Source organism: Marinobacter lutaoensis, assembly GCF_001981305.1.
Classification (GTDB): Bacteria; Pseudomonadota; Gammaproteobacteria; order Pseudomonadales; family Oleiphilaceae; genus Marinobacter; species Marinobacter lutaoensis.
Genome location: NZ_MSCW01000002.1, coordinates 115927 through 133546 on the forward strand (window position 1 = coordinate 115927; position 17620 = coordinate 133546).

Consider the following 17620-nt stretch of genomic DNA (forward strand, 5'->3'; position numbering starts at 1 on the left):
GACACCATTAAAGATGCAAATGAATCTCATTGGCGTCGAACATTACCACAAGGTAAGTTGTCAGCGGTTGGTATGATGTGTTCCGGATTTCGCAACAAATGGCGCGGCCACCCCGGACGCGCCCCACCACGCCTCAGGCACCGCCGACCGGACGTGGGCAATGAATGCCCGCACCCGCCGGGGCAGGATGCCGTGGGGGTACAGCAGCGACACCGGCAACACCGGGCCCTGCCAGTCCGGCAGGCACAGCGCCAGAGTGCCCGGATGCGCCCGCAGCCGTCGCTCCACCAGCCAGTGCGGCATCAGGCCGAGCCCACGCCCCTTGGCGATGGCATCACCCTGAACACAGAACTGGTCTACCGTGAACGACCGCCCGGACGGGGCCAGCGGATAGGCGCCGTGGCGCGGGTGGCGCAGCACCAACCCGGCGTCGGCGGAACCGAGCATGTCCACCCAGGCGTGCCGCTCGAGGTCCGCCGGCGAACTGGGGTAGCCGACCCGGGCGAAATAGTCCGGGTGGCCGTAGATGCCTTGGGTCAGGTAGCCCAACGGCTCCACCCGCAGTGCGGTATCGCCGGTCGGGCCGAGCCAGACACAGACGCCGTCGGTCAGCTGCTCCGGTACCGAGCGCTGGGTCTGGACCGACACGTGGAGCGCGTCATGGCCCGCCATGAACGACTCCACCACCGACGAAAACCAGCCCCGGACAAAGGCCTCGTGGCAGCGCAGCACCAGCCGGCCGCTGACTTCCTCGCGCAGCTCGTCCAGTGCCTCCTGGCCGCGGGACACCAGATCCAGGATCTCCCGGCTGTAGCGGTAGAACATCCGTCCAGCCTCGTTGGGCGTCACCCGCCGCGACTGTCGACGCAGCAGCGGTTGCCCAAGCACCTCTTCCAGATGCTTGATGCGGCGACTGAGGGTGGACTTGGGCAGGTTCAGTTCCCGTGCGCTGGCGGTAAGGCTGCCGCTTTTCACCACGGAGACAAAGGCTTCCAACTCGTTCAGGTCATACATGGGCGGCCCCGTGTTCCAGGATTTGCAACCAGTTGTTGCACGCTAGCATATTCAAATTATGAATGCGAACAATTATCATTAGCTGATCACACTCACATACGACCCGCTATTCCCGGTTTCCACTGACTGTTTGCAAGGACCCCAAAGGCATGTTGACGCGTTTTCCCCGCTTGTCCGCCCGATACTGGCGTTGTGCCGCCACCCTGCTGCTGGCGCTGACTGCGTCCCTGGCCAGCGCGGCCCCCCGCACCTTGGACACCGCCTTTGGCGAGGTCACCCTCACCGGCACCCCGGAACGCGTGGTCACCCTGTACGAGGGAGCCCTGGATGCCGCCATCGCGGTGGGTGTGCAGCCGGTCGGCGCCATCGTGACCCGGGGCGGTAACCAGGTGGCGGAGTACATCCAGCCCAGGGTCGGCGACGTCCAGATCGTGGGCACGCCGGGAGAAACCAACCTCGAGGCAGTCATCGCCCTGGCCCCGGACCTGATTCTGGCATCCGCCCGCACCACCGAACCCCAGTACCGGCTGCTGTCCAGGATCGCACCCACCATCGTGCCGGACGTACCTGCCTTTCAACCGGACACCTGGAAACGGGAAACCCGACTGTTCGCCCGGGCACTGGACCGCGCCGAGGCCGGCGAGGCGGCGATCGCCCGGGTCGAGGCTCGGGTCCGCGAGGTTGCCCAGCAGCTGGACACCACCCTGGCGCCGGACCGGCGCGATGCCGCCCTGGTCCGCTGGATGCCCCAGGGCCCCCTGGTGATGAGCCGCGGCCTGTTCTCCGCCAGCCTGCTGCAGGCGGTGGGCTTTCAGGTGGACGACGCCGGCATCGTCGAGGCCGGACGCCCCCACAGCCATCCGCTCAGCCATGAGAACCTGGCCAAGGTGGATCGCCATGCCCTGTTCCTGGCGACCCTGAACGCCGACGGCGAGCAGGCCTTGGCCGCCGCCCGCCAGGCCCCGGCATTCCAGCGCCTGGAGGTGGCCAGGAACCACCGGATCGTTACCGTTAACGGCCAGCTGTGGACCAGCGCATCCGGCCCGCTGGCCGCCTTGGGCATACTGGACGACATCGCCGAGGCGCTGACCGACGGCCCCCTGGCCCGGCCGATGCCCTAGTGCTACGACAACCCGTTGCGTCTTTTGCCCGCCACTTCGGTCGCGGGCTTCTTTGCATCCTGGTATCCGCCATGACCACACGCGTTCGTTACCTGATCCCCTGGGGGCTTCTGCTGTTGGCGGCACTGGCCTCCCTGCTGTTCGGTGCCGGCTCCCTGCCCTGGCAGGAAGCGGCCTCGGCCCTGGTCGGCCAGGGCCACGAGGACGCCCGTTTCGTGTTGCTGGAACTGCGGCTGCCGCGCCTGGCGGTGGGCGCCACGGTTGGCTTGGCGCTGGGCGTGGCCGGCGCCCTGCTGCAGGCACTGACCCGCAATCCGCTGGCGGAGCCCGGGCTGCTGGGCGTCAGTGCCGGCAGTGCCTTCGCGGTATCACTGGCCATCCTGTTCGGCGCCAGCACCGCCACCCTCACCACCCTGGTGGCGCAGGCCGGAGCCCTGGCCGGCTGCGCCCTGGTTCTGGCGGCCACGCGCCTGCAGGGAACCGGCCAGGACCCGGTGCGTCTGGTGCTGGCGGGGGCCACGGTCACCGGCCTGCTGCTGTCGCTGACCTCATTGCTGATGCTGATCGACCAGCGGGCGGCGGATGAAATCCGTTTCTGGATCACCGGCAGCGTCGCGGGCCGGCAATGGCACCAGTGGTGGGCCACCCTGCCCTCCCTGGCACTGGCCACCGTCGTGATCCTGACCGTGATCAGGCCGCTGGCGTCCCTGGCTCTGGGCGAGCGGGTGGCCATGGGGCTCGGGCACCGGCCGGGGCTGATCCGGCTGCTGGTGATCCTGGTCGTGGCCCTGCTGGTGGGCGCCGCCACCGCCCTGGCCGGGCCGCTGGTGTTCGTCGGGCTGGTGGTGCCCTTCGCGGCCCGGGCGCTGGCAGGCGCCGACATCCGGCGAACCCTCTGGCTCTGCTTGCCCATCGGCCCCGCCCTGGTGGTGTTTGCCGACACCTTGTCCCGGTTGCTGGTGGCGCCGTCGGAACTGCCCCTCGGGGTGATCACGGCGCTGGTCGGTGCGCCGGTACTGATGGTGATTGTCCGCGCCCGGAGGATGCCGACCCTATGACCGTCTCGACGACCTCGCCCCCACCGGCCCGAAGCAACACCCGGATCACCGGGCACTGGTGGCTGCGGGCCGGGCGCTGGAGCCTGCTGATCAACCGCCGGGCGGTGGCCCTGAACCTGGTGCTGCTGCTGGTGCTGGCGGCCGTCTCGCTGGCATCCCTGGCCCTGGGCAGCCTGTCGATTCCGTTGCCGGAGGTGATTCGGGCGCTGCGGGGCGAGGGCTCCCCCGTGACGGCCCTGGTGGTGACCGAACTGCGCCTGCCACGCCTGCTGGCCGGGTGGGTGACCGGCGCCGCCTTCGCCCTGGCCGGTGTCGTGATGCAGACCCTGGCGCGCAACCGACTGGCCACACCGGGCATCATCGGCATCGACAACGCCGCCACGGCCTTCGCCGTGGCCTCGGTCGTGGGCACCGGCGTCAGCCTGGCCCCGCCGGCGATGGCGCTGACCGGCGCCGCCTGTGCCACCGCGCTGGCCTTCGGCTTGGCCGGCGCCACCGGCACCCGGGGCTATCGTTTCATCATTTCCGGAGTGGCCATCGGCGCCGTTTCCGGGGCCATCACCCAGGTCATGCTGAGCGCGGTGCCCCTCGATGCCGCCAACGCCGCCTACCCCTGGACCGTCGGCAGCCTCAATGCCCGCTCGCCCGACGCCCTCCGGCTGCTGGCCGTCGGCCTGGGCATCGGCTACCTGCTGGCCTTGGGGCTGCGGCGACCCATGGCGATCCTGCAGCTGCCGGAACCGGTTTCCACCGCCCTGGGCACACGCACCGGTCAGGTTCGCCTGGCCGGCCTGGCCCTGTCGGTACTGCTGACCGGGCTGGCGGTGGCGGTCGCCGGACCGGTGGGACTGGTCGCCCTGATCGCCCCGGAGCTGGCGCGCCTGGCCAGCCATCCCGGCCGCCTGCCGCTGACCGCCTCGGCCTTGCTGGGGGCGCTGCTGATGACGGTGTCGGACCTGGCCGGCCGGCTGCTGCTGTCGCCCCTGGAAATTCCGGTCGGCATCATCACCGCCCTGGCCGGCAGCCCCTATCTGCTCTGGCTGCTGCTGCGCCAATCCCCGGACATCAACCGATGACAGACGCCACCATGACTGACACCACCACCGCCCCGCTGTCGGCCCGGCACCTGACCCTGGCCCACGGCGAGCACACCATCATCCATGAACTCGACACTGCGCTGCCCGCCGGTCAGGTGACCGCCATCGTCGGCCCCAACGGCTGTGGCAAGTCCACCCTCCTGAACGGGCTTGCACGCATCCACAAGCCCCGGGGCGGGGCGGTGCTACTCAATGGCGCCGACATTCATGCCCTGCCGGCGCGGGAAGTGGCCCGCAGGCTCGCCCTCCTGCCCCAGGAAACCCATGCACCGGAAGGTCTGACCGTCGCCGATCTGGTGCGTTTCGGCCGTCACCCCCATCAGCGCTGGCTGCAACAGTGGTCAGAGGCGGACCAACGGGCACTGGAGCAGGCCCTGGCGGCAGCGGATGTGGCCGACCTGGCCGACCGCCCCCTGGACACCCTGTCCGGCGGCCAGCGTCAGCGGGCCTGGATCGCCATGAGCATCGCCCAGGAAACGCCGCTGCTGCTGCTGGACGAACCGACCTCGGCGCTGGATCTGGGCCACCAGATCGAGGTGTTCGAGCTGATCCGGAGCCTGGCCGGCCAGGGCAAGACCATTGCCATGGTGGTGCACGACCTGGCCAGTGCCTGCCGCTACGCCGATCACCTCATCGCCATGCGCGAAGGCCGCATCCTGCGCGCGGGCGCTCCCGCCGAGGTCGTCACCACCGAGCTGATCGAGGCGCTGTACGGCGTCACCTGCGACCTGATGCACGACCCGGCCTCGGGCAGCCCGGTCCTGATCAACCTCCGGCGGGTGGCGCGCTAGGTCCGCCCACTGCCTTCGTTTCGACACCAAACCATCATGGCTCTGAAAACTGGACAGGTCATTGTTGGCGAAGCCCCCTCACAAAGGAGTTGCCAACATGCTCAGAACACTCGCCTGGATCGCGCTGCCCCTGTTCGTGCTCGCCGGTTGCAACGACGACAATGACACCGATCGCGACACGGAAGCGGACGCCTTCACCGTCCACATCCTGCACATCAACGATCATCACTCCCATCTGGAGGAAGAGTCCCAGACCCTGGCGATCGCCGGCGCGGACACCACCTTCGCCCTGGGCGGTTTCCCCCGGGTGGTGGCCAAGATCGCCGAGCGTTCGGCGGCGCTGGACCCGGTCCTGACGCTGCACGCCGGCGACGCCATCACCGGCACCCTCTACTTCACCTCCTTCGAGGGCGAGGCCGACGCCGAGCTGATGAATCAGGTCTGTTTCGACGCCTTCGCTCTGGGTAACCATGAGTTCGACCGGGGTGATGAGGGCCTCAAGGCGTTTCTGGACATGCTCGACAGCGGCAGCTGCAGCACCCCGGTGCTGGCCGCCAACGTCAAGCCCCAGGTGGGCACGCCGCTGGCGCCGGTGTCCGAAACCGACTACCTCCAGCCCTACGTCATCAAGGAGCTGAACGGAAACCGGGTCGGCATCATCGGCATCGACATCGCCAACAAGACCCGGAACAGTTCCAGCCCATTGGCCAGCACCCAGTTCCTGGACGAAACCGAAACCGCCCAGGCAATGATCAACGAGCTGGAGGCCGCCGGCGTCAACAAAATCATCCTGATGACCCACTATCAGTACGCCAACGACCTCCAGCTCGCCCAGAACCTGTCCGGGGTGGATGTCATCATCGGCGGGGATTCCCACACCCTGCTGGGCGATTTTGACGACTACGGCCTGACCGCCGCCGGCCCCTACCCGACCGAGCGCACCGATGCCAACGGACACACCGTATGCATTGCCCAGGCCTGGCAGTATGCCTATGCGGTGGGCGAACTGAACGTCACCTGGGACAGTAACGGACACGTCACCGGATGCGACGGCACCCCGCACCTGCTGCTGGGCGAACCCATTGTGCGCGAGGACGGCAGCGGCACCGAGTACACCCCTACCGGGGCCGAGCGTGACGAGATTCTGGCCGCCCTCGACCAGGACCCGCAGCTGAGTCTGGTCACACCGGATACCGGTGCCACCCAGATTCTCGATGACTACACTCACCAGCTGGACGCCTTCCGCAACCAGGTGATCGGTACCGCCACCGAGGACCTCTGCTACGAGCGCATTCCCGGCCAGGGGCGCAGCCAGCTGCCCAGCTGCGCCGGCCAGACCGACGTGCGTGGCGGCGACATTCCCAACCTGGTGGCCCAGGCCTTCCTGTACCAGAGCAAAACCGCCGACGTCGCCATCCAGAACGGCGGTGGCGTACGCATCGACATTCCCGCCGGCAGCATCACCATCGGGGACGCCTACACCCTGCTGCCGTTCGCCAACACCCTGACCAACCTGACCATGACCGGCGCCGAGATCCGCCAGGTGCTGAACGAGGCGGTGGACTACGCCCACGACCCGGACGGCTCGTCCGGTGCCTATCCCTACGCCGCCGGGCTGCGCTGGCAGGTGGACATGACCCGAGCGGCCGGCGAGCGATTGTACAATCTGGAAGTCAAAGCCAAGGGAGAAAGCGTCTGGCGTCCCCTGGACGACGGCGAGATTCTGACGGTGGTCAGCAACAGCTTCACCGCCGGCGGCCGCGACGGCTATGTCACCTTCGGCACGGTCAGCGCGGACGGACGCGCCGAGGACACCTTCCTCGACTACGCCCAGTCGTTCGTAGACTATGTCACCGACATCGGCAGCCTGAGCAAGCCGGCACTGGAGGATTACTCCACCCAGTCCTACACCGCACCCTGACCTTTCCGGAGCCCGCCGAACGCGGGCGCCTTTCACTCTCCCGCTTGAAATTGCGCCCGGTTGCCGTCATCGTCCAATCACACATCGAACCCTGCCCCGACCGGAGCCGAACATGACCCGACCCACGATCCACGTCTTCCTGTCCCACGGCCTGGAAAGCGGCCCGGGCAGTACCAAGGTCCAGGCCCTGAAGCGGGTGGCCGAGCGTTTCCCCGGTGTTTATGCCGAGGCCATCGACCACCGGCCCAGCCGCGACCCGGACGAGCGCCTGAAGCAGATGCGCGCAGCCATGGCCCGCGCCGGCGCCGATCCCGAGCGAACCATTCTGGCCGGTTCCAGCATGGGCGGCTGGGTGTGCGCACAGACCAGTTCGGAGACCCCGGTGCTCGGCTGTTTTCTGCTGGCACCGGCGCTGGCCCTGCCCCGTTATCCACAATCTCGCCCGACCATCCGGGCCCGCCACTGCCAGATCATCCACGGCTGGAACGATAATGTTGTACCTGTAATGCCTGTTTTGGAGTTGGCCCGGGAACAGCAACTGCCGGTGCTGCTGCTGGCCGACGGACATCGCCTCGAACGCAGTGTCGGGCGGGTCGCCGAGGCGTTCGAGGGTTTCCTCCGGCGCTGCCTGCCAGAACAGAATCAGACCTAAATTCATTCACTTAGGATTCACGTAAAGCGCCGGAACGGGAGCAACCGGCGCCCGCCCGTTCCTTGCGAAACCCCGCCCGTTTTGCCAGTCTGTAATGATGCAACGATGGATGAAAGCAAATAACGAGCGGAGGCTACCCGATGAAAACCATGAATCACCTCAGGAAAATGGCCGGCGTATCCATGTTGGCGCTGGCGGGCCTGACCACGGCGAACATCGCCAGCGCGGATACCTGGCGCTACGCCCACGAAGAATACGAAGGCGACGTTCAGGACGTGTTCGCCTACAAATTCAAGGAATACATCGAGGACCACTCCGACCACACCCTGCAAATCTACCGCTTCGGCGAGCTGGGTGAATCCGACGACATCATGGAACAGACCCAGGCGGGCATCCTGAATTTCGTCAACCAATCCCCCGGCTTCACCGGCGCGCTGATTCCCGAGGCGCAGATTTTCTTCATTCCCTATCTGATGCCCACCGACATGGATACCGTGGTGAAGTTCTTCCGGGAGAGCACGGCCATCAACGAGGCGTTTCCGAAGCTGTACGCCGAGAAGGGACTGGAGCTGCTGAAGATGTACCCGGAAGGGGAGATGGTGGTCACGGTGGACGAACCGGTCACCAAGCCCGAGGACTTCAAGAACAAGAAGATCCGGGTCATGACCAACCCACTGCTGTCGGAAACCTACGCCGCCTTCGGTGCCACGCCGACCCCGCTGCCCTGGGGTGAGGTCTACGGTGCCCTTCAGACCAACATGATCCAGGGTCAGGAAAACCCGATCTTCTGGATCGAGTCGGGCGGCCTGTACGAGGTATCCCCGAACTTGGTGTTCACCGGCCACGGCTGGTTCACCACCGCCATGATGGCGAATCAGGACTTTTACAACGACCTGTCCAGCCAGGACAAACAGCTGGTCCAGGACGCCGCCGACTACGCCTTTGAAGCCATCATCGAGCACATCGATGGCCTGGCCGAGGCCTCCCTCGAAAAAATCCGCGCGGCCAGCGACGAAGTGACCGTCACCCGCCTGACCGACGAACAGATCGAGGCCTTCCGCGCCCGAGCGCCCCAGGTCGAGGAGAAATTCATCGAGATGACGGGCGAGCGCGGCAAGAAGCTGCTGGCGCAGTTCAAGGAAGACCTGAAAGCGGTTCAGAACGACTGAGCCTCAACCGCGGCCGGCGCCGGGCGGGTACCGGCCCTGGCCGCACGAACCCCGCTCCCGCCAAGGCATCTTCCCGCCGGGAGCGGCCTGACCGGGAGCAACCATCCATGACCGAGCCCTCTCCGGAGATCGAAGACGACACCGGCGCCTACCAGTCCGGCCTGCCGGGATTTCTCGGCACCCTCGATGTCTGGATTTCCAAGGTTGAAGCCGTCATGCTGGCGCTGGGTGTTCTGGCGATGGCGGTGAACACCTGCGCCAACGTCGTCGCCCGCTTCGTGTTCAGCGAAGGCCTGTTCTTTTCCGGCGAAATTAACCGGATCCTGATCATTCTGGTGACCTTCGCCGGCATCGGCTATGCCGCCCGGCACGGCCGCCACATCCGCATGTCGGCCCTGTACGACGCGTTCCCCACCCAAGTCCGCAAGGTGCTGATGATCGTCATCGCCCTGTTCACCTCGGCGGTGATGTTTTTTCTCTGTTATTACGCCTACGAGTACATCCAGACACTGTACAGTCGGGGCCGGATCCTGCCGGCACTGGGCTTCGAGATCTGGTGGATCTACATCTGGGCCCCGGTGGGGTTCGCCATCACCGGCATCCAGTATCTGCTCACCGCCATCAAGAACTTCACCACCCGGGATGTCTACCTCTCCACCGGGGTGATCGATGGCTACGCCGATACCGAATCCGAGGTCTGAAGCCGCCCGGCACACGGTTAAGGAACGTCCCCCATGGCAACCATAATGATGATAATCATGATCGGGCTCCTGCTCCTCGGGTTCCCGATGATGATCCCCCTGATCACCGCCGCGGTGGTCGGTTTCGTGATGATGTTCGATGGCTTCGGCCAGATGGGCACCTTCATCCAGCAGATGATGGGCGGCATCCGGCCGGCCTCGCTGATCGCCGTACCCATGTTCATCCTGGCCGCGGACATCATGACCCGGGGCCAGTCGGCCGACCGCCTGATCAACATGGTCATGGCCTTCATCGGCCACATCAAGGGTGGCTTGGCGATCAGCACCGCCACCTCCTGCACCCTGTTCGGGGCCGTTTCCGGCTCCACCCAGGCCACCGTGGTGGCGGTCGGCTCGCCGCTGCGACCGAAGATGCTCAAGGCCGGCTACTCCGACCCGTTCACCCTGGCCCTGATCATCAACGCCAGCGACATCGCCTTCCTGATCCCACCCAGCATCGGCATGATCATCTACGGGGTCATCTCCGAGACCTCCATCGCCGAGCTGTTCATCGCCGGCATCGGGCCGGGGCTGCTGATCCTGGTGATGTTCTCCGTCTACTGCCTGATCTACGCCTACAAGAACGACGTACCCACCGAGGAAAAGGCCAGCTGGAAGGCCCGTGCGCTGTCGGTGCGGGACGCGTCCTGGCCACTGTTGTTCCCGGTGATCATCGTCGGTGGCATCTACGGCGGCGTCTTCAGCCCCACCGAAGCGGCGGCGGTGTGCGTGCTCTATGCCTTCCTGCTGGAGTTCGTGGTGTTCCGGTCACTCCGGCTCAAGGACATCTACACCATTGCCAAGTCCACCGGCCTGATCACCGCCGTGGTGTTCATCCTGGTGGCGGTGGGCAACGGGTTTTCCTGGATCATCTCCTTCGCCCAGATCCCCCAGGCCATCCTGGCGGCGGTCGGCGTCAACGAGGCGGGCCCGGTGGGCGTGCTGATTGCCATTTGCGTCGCCTTTTTCATCGCCTGCATGTTTGTGGACCCGATCGTGGTGATCCTGGTGTTGACGCCCATTTTCGCGCCGGCCATCGAGGCCACTGGCCTGGACCCGGTGCTGGTGGGCGTGCTGATCACCCTGCAGGTAGCCATCGGCTCGGCCACGCCACCGTTCGGCTGCGACATTTTCACCGCCATCGCCATCTTCAAGCGGCCCTATCTGGAAGTCATCCGGGGTACACCGCCGTTCATCCTGATGCTGGTGGCCGCGGCCGGCCTGATCATCGCCTTCCCGGACATCGCGCTGTTCCTGCGGGACGTGGCGTTCCGGGATTAAGTGGAGAAGCCCCCGGGGCTTCCTGAGGAGGGATCATGTTCAAACGGATTCTGGTGGCCGTGGACGGCTCCAAGACCTCGCTCAAGGCCATGGATACGGCCATCGGGCTGCAGCAGCTGAGTCCCGACACGGAAATTCTGCTGCTCTGCGTCTACAAGCACCACAGTCTGTTCGAGGCGTCCCTGTCCATTGGCCGGCCCGTGGCAATGGACATTCCGGACAAGGTGCTGTCGGACTATGCCAAGGAAGTGGTCAACCACGCCAAGACGCGGGCCCGGGAACACGGTGCCACCCGGGTGCGGGGCTTCGTCAAAGCGGGGCGGCCCTCCAAAACCATCGTCAAGTTCGCCCAGGACAAGGACGCCGACCTGATCGTGGTGGGCACCCGGGGCACCAACACCGACAAGGACGGCCTGTTTCTGGGTAGCGTGTCCCACCGGGTGGCGTCCCACGCCAAATGCCCGGTACTGGTGGTCTGAGCCCGGATCAAAGCTCCGGCACTGCCGCCGCGACCACGCGGTTGCGGCCCTCGGACTTGGCCCGGTACAGGGCCGCGTCGGACTCCCGCAGCAGGCTCGCGAACACCTCCGTGGATTCCGGCCAGGTCGCCACCCCTACGGAAATGGTGATCCGCCCCAGATCCACCCCCTTGTCCATGACCGGTACCCGGGCAATCGACCCCCGCAGGGCCTCGGCCTTGTCCAGGGCCTCGCCCAGGCTGGCACGGGGCATCATCACCACGAACTCCTCGCCGCCGTAACGGCACACCGTGTCGCTTTCCCGGAACTGCTCCCGCAGCAGGCTGGCCACGAGCCGCAGGACCTGGTCCCCGGCCTCGTGACCATAGGTGTCGTTGAAACTCTTGAAATGGTCGATGTCCACCATCAGCAGGCTCAGGGCATGGCCGCTGCGTTGGGCGACGGCGCTTTCATGGTGAAACAGCTCGTCGAAATAGCGCCGGTTGCGCAGGCCGGTCAGCGCATCCTCGTAGGAAAAGCGCGCCAGATCCTCCCGCAGCAGGATCCCCGACAGGGTGATGCCAATCTTGTCCAAGAACTGCTGCAGAGACGCCAGGGTCTGGGACAGCCCCACCGCCTGGGGCGTTTCCAGTCCGGGCTCCGGCTGCACCAGCAGGATGCCCTCGGTCACCGAGCCGGCGCTGGCCGACTCCACATTCAGCCAGAAACAGTGCACCACCGGGCGCGACGGACCGTCGCCGGTGGCGCGCCCGGGCACCGCCCACTCCGATTCGGTGGGCAAGGGCACCGGCGTGTCCCCGCCCAGAATGTCCGGGAAATCCGCGTCGGCGCCGCCCCAGCGGCTGACCCGCTCGAACCGGTCCGGCGCAACCCGGCGATAAAAGGCCCCGCGCATGGGCTGGCACAGCGCCGGCAGCGACCGGACCAAGGCATCCAGACCCTGAGTCACGCCCTTGCAGTCCTGCAGGTCCGAGATCACATCCGCCAACTTGCGCGCCTTGTGGCTCTCCAGCAGCAGCTGGCGGGCACGGTCCTGCTCCCGCAACGCCAGCGCCTCGGCCCGGGCGGTGCGTTCGGCCACCTGCCGTTCCAGCGACAGGTTCAGCGCCGCCAGGTCCTTGTGCGCCCGGGAGTACTGCCGGATCGAGACACTGACCACCGCCACCGAGAATGCCAACGCGCCCCAGCTCACCGGAATCCGCTCCCAGGGCACCACACCGTGGGCCACGGCCATGTCCGCCACCAGCAAACCCGCGTACAGGCCATAGGCCACCAGAATCACCTGCTGCTCCCGGGACAGGCTGCGGTAGTGGCGGATGGCCACCACGCCCATCAGCAGCAGCGACACCAGGAACAGGCCGTCGAACACCGGGAAGGTGGAGGACAGGTCCAGCCAGCCGGCCAGGGGAAGCCCCAGGGCGCCGCACAGGAACACCAAGTGCAGCTTCCAGATCCAGTTCAGCAACCGGGACCCCGGTTGCCGCAGCCACTGCTCCAGCAACAGTGCCATGGCGACCGGGATCAGGTAATAGGAGCCGGCCGCCAGGTAGTCCCACATCAGCGGCTGGTAGGCGATGAGCAGGCTGGCCTGGCTCTCGGCCACCAACATCACCGCCGAGGCCAGGGCAAACAGGGCAATGCTGGCGAAGCCGCGCCGGTCCGTCTGGGTCGCCGCGAACACCAGGGAAATCAGGGCAATCAGGATCGACACGCCGGCAATGACCAGCGACTCCATCGAGGTGTTCAGAATGTTCAGGATCAGGTCCGGCTTATCCAGGATGGCCACCTCGCCCCAGAGACCGATGTCGGTGTAGTTGGAATACACCCGGAAATAGATGGGCTCGTTCTCGTAGCCAGCCGGCAGCTCGATGGCGTGCCAGGGCCAGCCTTCGAAGGCGCCCTGCCCCTCGGCGTCGAAGTGGCCGTACTGATACAGTTTCTGGCCCCGGAACCAAACCTGAACGATGATATCGACGCTGTAGATGTACAGCACCGGCGCCTGCCATTCGCCCTCCGGCAGGGTAATCCGGAACCACGCGTGGCGCCGGCCGTCACGGCCGGGCGGGTTGGAGGGAAAGTCGATGGCGTGCCACTGCTCCGGGGCATCTTCCAGTACCCATTCGGGCACGCCGTCGGCGGTGAACGGCGAATCGCCCCAACGGTACTCCCAGCCCTGGTCGAGGGCCTGGGCCCCTGTGTGGCCATAGGCCTGGGCCGACAGGCACAGCAGCAGCCAAGCCGGCAGGAACCATATCAACAAACCCGGGCGTCGTTCCAAGGGGGGCGTCCTGACTCTCGATGCGTCTAGTCAAGAGTATATGCATTCATTGTCGATTTGACGACCAGCGCCGCCGGGACGCCGGCCTGGGATCAGCCGTTGCGGGCACGCCCCCGGCCCAGAACGGCGAAGGCCAGCAGGGCGGAAGCCAGCATCAGCAACAACGCCACCGCGTTCAGCACCGGCGTCGAGCCCTCCCGCAACCGGTTGAACAGGGCCACGGTCAGCGGCGTGTCGCTGCCGGTCAGCATCACCGTGGTGTTGAAGTTCTCGAACGACATCAGGAAGGCCATGGCCGCCGCCCCGAAGATGGAGGGCATCAGCCAGGGCAGGGTTACGGTGAACCAGGCCACCACCGGGGTCGCCCCCAGGTTCAGGGCCGCCTCTTCCAGCTGCCGGTCAAACTTGCGCAGGCGGGCGGCAATCACCAGCGTGGCCAGCGTCCCGATGAACGCCACCTGTCCCATCACCACCAGGGGCAGACCGGGCCGGAATAGGTCCAGCTCGATGCCCCAGAGCCGGGAGGCCTCGTTCGCCAGGCCGGAATAGAACACCAGGATCGAAACCCCGAGAATCACGCCGGGGATCACCAGAGGCAGCAGCATCAGCAGGTACAGGAATTCCTTGCCCCGAAATTCCAGCCGTTCGAACAGCACCGCGTTGGCACAGCCCAGGGCGACACTGACCACGGTGACCCAGAAGGCGACACGGGTGCTGGTCCACAGGGCCGACAACAGAGTGTCGTCATGGAATAGCCCCGTACGGCCATGTTCACCGTTCGCCAGGTACCAGTCCAGGGTGAAGCCTTCCCAGGGCAATGACGGGAAAGGCGCGTCGTTGAAGGCGAACACCGCCGTCACCGCCAGCGGCAGTGCCAGGTACAGGAAGAACGCCACCATGTAGGCTAGGTAGAGGCCATCGAACCCGCGCGAACGGGGCACCGAGCGAATCATCGTCGCCTACCCCATGACCTTGCGCAGGGACTGGCCGGTGAGCCGCAACCCCAGCCAGACCATCAGCGATGACAACACCAGCAGCAGCACGCCCAGGGCCGCCCCCTGCTCCCAGTTAAAGCGGGTGATGAATTGGGTGAAGATCTGCTGGGTGAACCAGGCGCTGTCCTTGCCGCCCATCAGGATCGGCGTCAGGTAGCTGCCCAGGGTCAGCATGAACACCACGATGCAGCCGGAGACGATGCCGGGCATGGCCCAGGGCACCACCACCTCCCGCAACACCGTCAGGTGGCCGCCGCCCAAGTCGTAACCGGCCTCGACCAGGGTGTCGTCCATGCCTTCGAGGGTCGTCACCAGGGGCACCACCATGAACAGCAGGCCGTTGTAGACCAGGCCGACGATCACCGCGATGTCGTTATAGAGCATTTCCACCGGTCCGTCGGCCCAGCCCAGTGCCTGCAGGGCGGCGCTGAACACCCCGCTCTCCCGCAGCAGGATCATCCAGCCGTAGGTCCGTACCAGCTCGCTGGCCCAGAACGGTATCAGGCAGGCCAGGAACAGGAAGCCCTTGCTCCGGCCGCGGGCCAGTTTGGCGATGTACCAGGCCACCGGGAACGCCACCAGCAGGGTCAGAAAGGTGGTGAACAGAGACATCACCCCGGTGCGCACAAAGGTGCGCCAGTAGTAGGACTCGGTGAAAAAGTTCCGGTACTGGCTCAGCCCCCACTCCAGAGTGTCCCAGCTCTCGCGCACCTGGAACGACACCCGCAGCATCTGCAGGTGCGGCACCAGCACCAGCAGCAGGATCCACAGCAGGAACGGCGCCAGCAGCAACCACAGGGACAGACGACTGACCTGGCGGTTCATGGTTCCCCCAGGGCGAAGACCCGGGCCAGGGCCGGATCCCAGGCCAGGTACAGCGTGCTGCCCTCGGTCAGCCGGGGCGCGGAACCATCCTGGGGCAGGCGCGCGTACAGGGTCTGGTCTCCGTGACGGACTTCCACCCGGCTGTTGGCACCGTCGAACAGGGTGGTGCGGACCTCAGTCCGCACGGTGGCGTAGTCCGGGCGCAGGGCCTCGCCGGCCAGCACCAGGGCCTCGGGCCGGACAAACAGCGCCACCGGTGCCCCTTTGGCCGGCGCCTCGCCCGCCAGCCGGCCCCGAACCCGGGTACCGTCCGGCAGGCGCACATCGGCCAGCCCCGCGTCGAGGCCCACCAGCTCTCCCGACAGGCGGTTGTTGTCGCCAACGAAGCCGGCCACGAACGGCGTGGCCGGCTCCCGGTACAGCTGCTCGGGTGACGCCACCTGTTCGAAGCGACCGGCCCTCATCACCGCCACCTGGTCGGACATCACCATGGCCTCGGACTGGTCGTGGGTGATGTACACGAAGGTGGTGCCGAACGCCTTTTGCAGATGCTTGAGTTCCACCTTCATCTGCTCGCGCAGCTTCAGGTCCAACGCCCCGAGGGGTTCATCCAGCAGCAGCAGGGTGGGCCGCAGCACCAGGCAGCGGGCCAGGGCCACGCGCTGACGCTGGCCGCCGGACAGCTCCTGCGGGTTGCGGTCCGCCAGCCCCGGCAGGCCCACCTGTTCCAGCACCTCGGCCACCCGGCGCCGGCGCTCGGCGGCGGGGACCTTCTGGCGCTTGAGGCCATAAGCGATGTTGTCGCCCACCGTCATGGTGGGAAACAGCGCCAGATGCTGGAAGACCATGTTCACCGGTCGCCGGTTGGGCGGCACCTCGTTCATGCGCTGGCCCCGGATACGGATTTCCCCCTCGTCGGGCCGGTCGAATCCCGCCAGCAGGCGCAGCAGGGTGGTCTTGCCACAGCCGGACGGACCGAGAATGGAGAAAAAGGCACCCGCAGGCACATCCAGGGACACATGGTCCACCGCGGTGTGGGCACCGAAACGGCGGACCAGCCCCTGACAGGACAGGTCGGATTCCTGGGTCATGGCGTTCAGTTGGCGGCCTGTACCCGGTCCAGCACCTGCCCTTCCATCGTTTCCAGTCCCGGCGGTACCGGCGGATACCATTTGATGTTGTTGATGGCCTCGTCGTTGAAGCTGGCGCGGTAGGCGTCGCGCAGCTCCGCCTTGACGTAAGCTTCGGCGCCCTTGGAGGCGGTGAAGTTACCCGCGGCGTTGGTAATCCGGGCGGCGATCTCCGGCCGCATCACGAAGTTGATCCACTGATAGGCGGCGTCCTCGTTCTCGGCCCGGCGGGGAATGGCGAAGGTGTCGATCCAGCCCAGGGCCCCGGACTCCGGTGCCACAAAGCGGATCTCCGGATTCTCGGCGTTGAGCTTCCAGCCGCCGGCATCCCAGGCCATGGCCGCCTTCACCTCGCCGGTGCGCAGCAGAGCCAGCAGCTGGTCACCGCCGGTCCAGTACGTTTTCACGTTGGCCTTGCAGTCGATCAGGGTGTCTTCCACCTTGTCGAGGATGTCGGCGTACTTATCCGGGTCACCGTAGGCGGCAAAGGGGTCCATGCCCATGGCGAAGGCGAAGCCAATCAGAGTCGGCCGTTTCAGCCGGTAGCTGACCTGGCCGGCCACCGCCGGGTCACACAGGTCGGTATAGTCCTTGACCACGTCTGCCACGGAGCTGTGCACCACCAGACCACTGGTGCCCCAGACCGCAGGCACGCCGTAGTACTGGCCGTTGAGTTCGGTGGCTTCCTGGGTCGCCTTGACCATGGAGGGCTGCAGCTGGTCGGTGTTGACGCGGCTGTAATCAATGGGCTTGTAGATATTGAACTGGCGCTGGACGCCGACGATGCGGTCCTGACTCGGCTGGGCCAGGTCGAAACCGGCGCCGCCGGTGGCGCGCAGCTTGGAGATCATGTCTTCGTTGTTGGAGAGGGTCACCTTGACGTCGATGCCCGTTTCCTTCTCGAACTGGGCCACCACGTCGTCGGGGGCGTAGCCGCCCCAGGTGATCAGGCGGAGTTCCTGCGCCAGCAGGCTGCCAGAGAAACTGACAGCCGCCAGCAGCGTGGTACCAAGCAGTACGGATTTCCGTGTCGAACGCGATCTCATCTTTCCCATCCCTTGATAACGGT

General features: G+C 66.2%; 16 protein-coding genes. 10 read left to right on the forward strand and 6 right to left on the reverse strand.

Annotated features, from left to right (window positions below; translation table 11 throughout):
* Positions 1-60 precede the first annotated feature (60 nt).
* Entirely contained in the window at positions 61-1014 is a 954-nt protein-coding gene (locus BTO32_RS03685) for a LysR family transcriptional regulator (RefSeq protein ID WP_076723096.1), read from the reverse strand.
* 149 nt (positions 1015-1163) lie between these two features.
* On the opposite strand from BTO32_RS03685, the gene BTO32_RS03690 reads away from it, so the two are divergent.
* The 10 genes from BTO32_RS03690 to BTO32_RS03735 all read left to right on the forward strand — a co-directional run bounded on the left by BTO32_RS03690 (position 1164) and on the right by BTO32_RS03735 (position 11323).
* Positions 1164-2135, forward strand: a complete 972-nt coding sequence (locus BTO32_RS03690; protein ID WP_076723097.1) for an ABC transporter substrate-binding protein — start codon at positions 1164-1166, stop codon at positions 2133-2135.
* A 71-nt stretch (positions 2136-2206) separates the two neighbouring features.
* The gene (locus BTO32_RS03695; protein WP_076723098.1) at positions 2207-3193 is read left to right on the forward strand and encodes a FecCD family ABC transporter permease; all 987 of its coding nucleotides are present in this window, start codon (positions 2207-2209) and stop codon (positions 3191-3193) included.
* Positions 3190-4269 carry a FecCD family ABC transporter permease gene (locus tag BTO32_RS03700; protein WP_175618633.1) on the forward strand — a complete coding sequence of 360 codons (1080 nt, stop codon included), beginning with the start codon at positions 3190-3192 and terminating at the stop codon, positions 4267-4269. The genes BTO32_RS03695 and BTO32_RS03700 overlap by 4 nt, the downstream gene beginning before the upstream one ends.
* An 11-nt stretch (positions 4270-4280) precedes the next feature.
* Positions 4281-5081 (forward strand): ABC transporter ATP-binding protein, encoded by an 801-nt coding sequence (locus BTO32_RS03705; RefSeq protein WP_076723145.1) that lies wholly within the window; start codon positions 4281-4283, stop codon positions 5079-5081.
* A 97-nt stretch (positions 5082-5178) separates the two neighbouring features.
* Positions 5179-7002 (forward strand): NAD nucleotidase, encoded by a 1824-nt coding sequence (gene nadN, locus BTO32_RS03710; protein WP_076723099.1) that lies wholly within the window; start codon positions 5179-5181, stop codon positions 7000-7002.
* Positions 7003-7114: 112 nt separating this feature from the next.
* Complete coding sequence (locus BTO32_RS03715; RefSeq protein ID WP_076723100.1) at positions 7115-7654, forward strand: YqiA/YcfP family alpha/beta fold hydrolase; 540 nt, start codon at positions 7115-7117, stop codon at positions 7652-7654.
* A gap of 140 nt (positions 7655-7794) precedes the next feature.
* Complete coding sequence (locus BTO32_RS03720) at positions 7795-8823, forward strand: TRAP transporter substrate-binding protein (RefSeq protein ID WP_076723101.1); 1029 nt, start codon at positions 7795-7797, stop codon at positions 8821-8823.
* Between the two features lie 107 nt (positions 8824-8930).
* Positions 8931-9524 carry a TRAP transporter small permease gene (locus BTO32_RS03725; RefSeq protein ID WP_076723102.1) on the forward strand — a complete coding sequence of 198 codons (594 nt, stop codon included), beginning with the start codon at positions 8931-8933 and terminating at the stop codon, positions 9522-9524.
* 33 nt (positions 9525-9557) lie between these two features.
* Complete coding sequence (locus BTO32_RS03730; RefSeq protein ID WP_076723103.1) at positions 9558-10844, forward strand: TRAP transporter large permease; 1287 nt, start codon at positions 9558-9560, stop codon at positions 10842-10844.
* Positions 10845-10879: 35 nt separating this feature from the next.
* On the forward strand, positions 10880-11323 hold the full coding sequence (locus BTO32_RS03735) for a universal stress protein (RefSeq protein ID WP_076723104.1): 444 nt from the start codon (positions 10880-10882) through the stop codon (positions 11321-11323).
* A 7-nt stretch (positions 11324-11330) separates the two neighbouring features.
* Here BTO32_RS03735 and BTO32_RS03740 read toward each other — a convergent pair whose 3' ends face one another.
* The 5 genes from BTO32_RS03740 to BTO32_RS03760 all read right to left on the reverse strand — a co-directional run bounded on the left by BTO32_RS03740 (position 11331) and on the right by BTO32_RS03760 (position 17597).
* Positions 11331-13601 (reverse strand): GGDEF domain-containing protein, encoded by a 2271-nt coding sequence (locus BTO32_RS03740; RefSeq protein WP_076723105.1) that lies wholly within the window; start codon positions 13599-13601, stop codon positions 11331-11333.
* Between the two features lie 92 nt (positions 13602-13693).
* A complete protein-coding gene (locus BTO32_RS03745; RefSeq protein WP_076723106.1) occupies positions 13694-14554 on the reverse strand; it encodes an ABC transporter permease in 861 nt (286 codons plus the stop codon).
* Between the two features lie 6 nt (positions 14555-14560).
* Complete coding sequence (locus BTO32_RS03750) at positions 14561-15421, reverse strand: ABC transporter permease (protein ID WP_076723107.1); 861 nt, start codon at positions 15419-15421, stop codon at positions 14561-14563.
* Positions 15418-16512, reverse strand: coding sequence for an ABC transporter ATP-binding protein (locus BTO32_RS03755; RefSeq protein ID WP_076723108.1), 1095 nt, complete (start codon positions 16510-16512; stop codon positions 15418-15420). Before BTO32_RS03755 ends, BTO32_RS03750 begins: the two co-directional genes overlap by 4 nt.
* A 5-nt stretch (positions 16513-16517) precedes the next feature.
* Positions 16518-17597, reverse strand: a complete 1080-nt coding sequence (locus BTO32_RS03760; RefSeq protein WP_076723109.1) for an extracellular solute-binding protein — start codon at positions 17595-17597, stop codon at positions 16518-16520.
* Between the last annotated feature and the right edge of the window lie 23 nt (positions 17598-17620).

Coding starts and splice junctions, on each gene's coding strand:
- BTO32_RS03685 (WP_076723096.1), bottom strand. CDS start 1,014: ATGTATGACCTGAACGAGTTGGAAGCCTTTGTCTCCGTGGTGAAAAGC.
- BTO32_RS03690 (WP_076723097.1), top strand. CDS start 1,164: ATGTTGACGCGTTTTCCCCGCTTGTCCGCCCGATACTGGCGTTGTGCC.
- BTO32_RS03695 (WP_076723098.1), top strand. CDS start 2,207: ATGACCACACGCGTTCGTTACCTGATCCCCTGGGGGCTTCTGCTGTTG.
- BTO32_RS03700 (WP_175618633.1), top strand. CDS start 3,190: ATGACCGTCTCGACGACCTCGCCCCCACCGGCCCGAAGCAACACCCGG.
- BTO32_RS03705 (WP_076723145.1), top strand. CDS start 4,281: ATGACTGACACCACCACCGCCCCGCTGTCGGCCCGGCACCTGACCCTG.
- nadN (WP_076723099.1), top strand. CDS start 5,179: ATGCTCAGAACACTCGCCTGGATCGCGCTGCCCCTGTTCGTGCTCGCC.
- BTO32_RS03715 (WP_076723100.1), top strand. CDS start 7,115: ATGACCCGACCCACGATCCACGTCTTCCTGTCCCACGGCCTGGAAAGC.
- BTO32_RS03720 (WP_076723101.1), top strand. CDS start 7,795: ATGAAAACCATGAATCACCTCAGGAAAATGGCCGGCGTATCCATGTTG.
- BTO32_RS03725 (WP_076723102.1), top strand. CDS start 8,931: ATGACCGAGCCCTCTCCGGAGATCGAAGACGACACCGGCGCCTACCAG.
- BTO32_RS03730 (WP_076723103.1), top strand. CDS start 9,558: ATGGCAACCATAATGATGATAATCATGATCGGGCTCCTGCTCCTCGGG.
- BTO32_RS03735 (WP_076723104.1), top strand. CDS start 10,880: ATGTTCAAACGGATTCTGGTGGCCGTGGACGGCTCCAAGACCTCGCTC.
- BTO32_RS03745 (WP_076723106.1), bottom strand. CDS start 14,554: ATGATTCGCTCGGTGCCCCGTTCGCGCGGGTTCGATGGCCTCTACCTA.
- BTO32_RS03750 (WP_076723107.1), bottom strand. CDS start 15,421: ATGAACCGCCAGGTCAGTCGTCTGTCCCTGTGGTTGCTGCTGGCGCCG.
- BTO32_RS03755 (WP_076723108.1), bottom strand. CDS start 16,512: ATGACCCAGGAATCCGACCTGTCCTGTCAGGGGCTGGTCCGCCGTTTC.
- BTO32_RS03760 (WP_076723109.1), bottom strand. CDS start 17,597: ATGAGATCGCGTTCGACACGGAAATCCGTACTGCTTGGTACCACGCTG.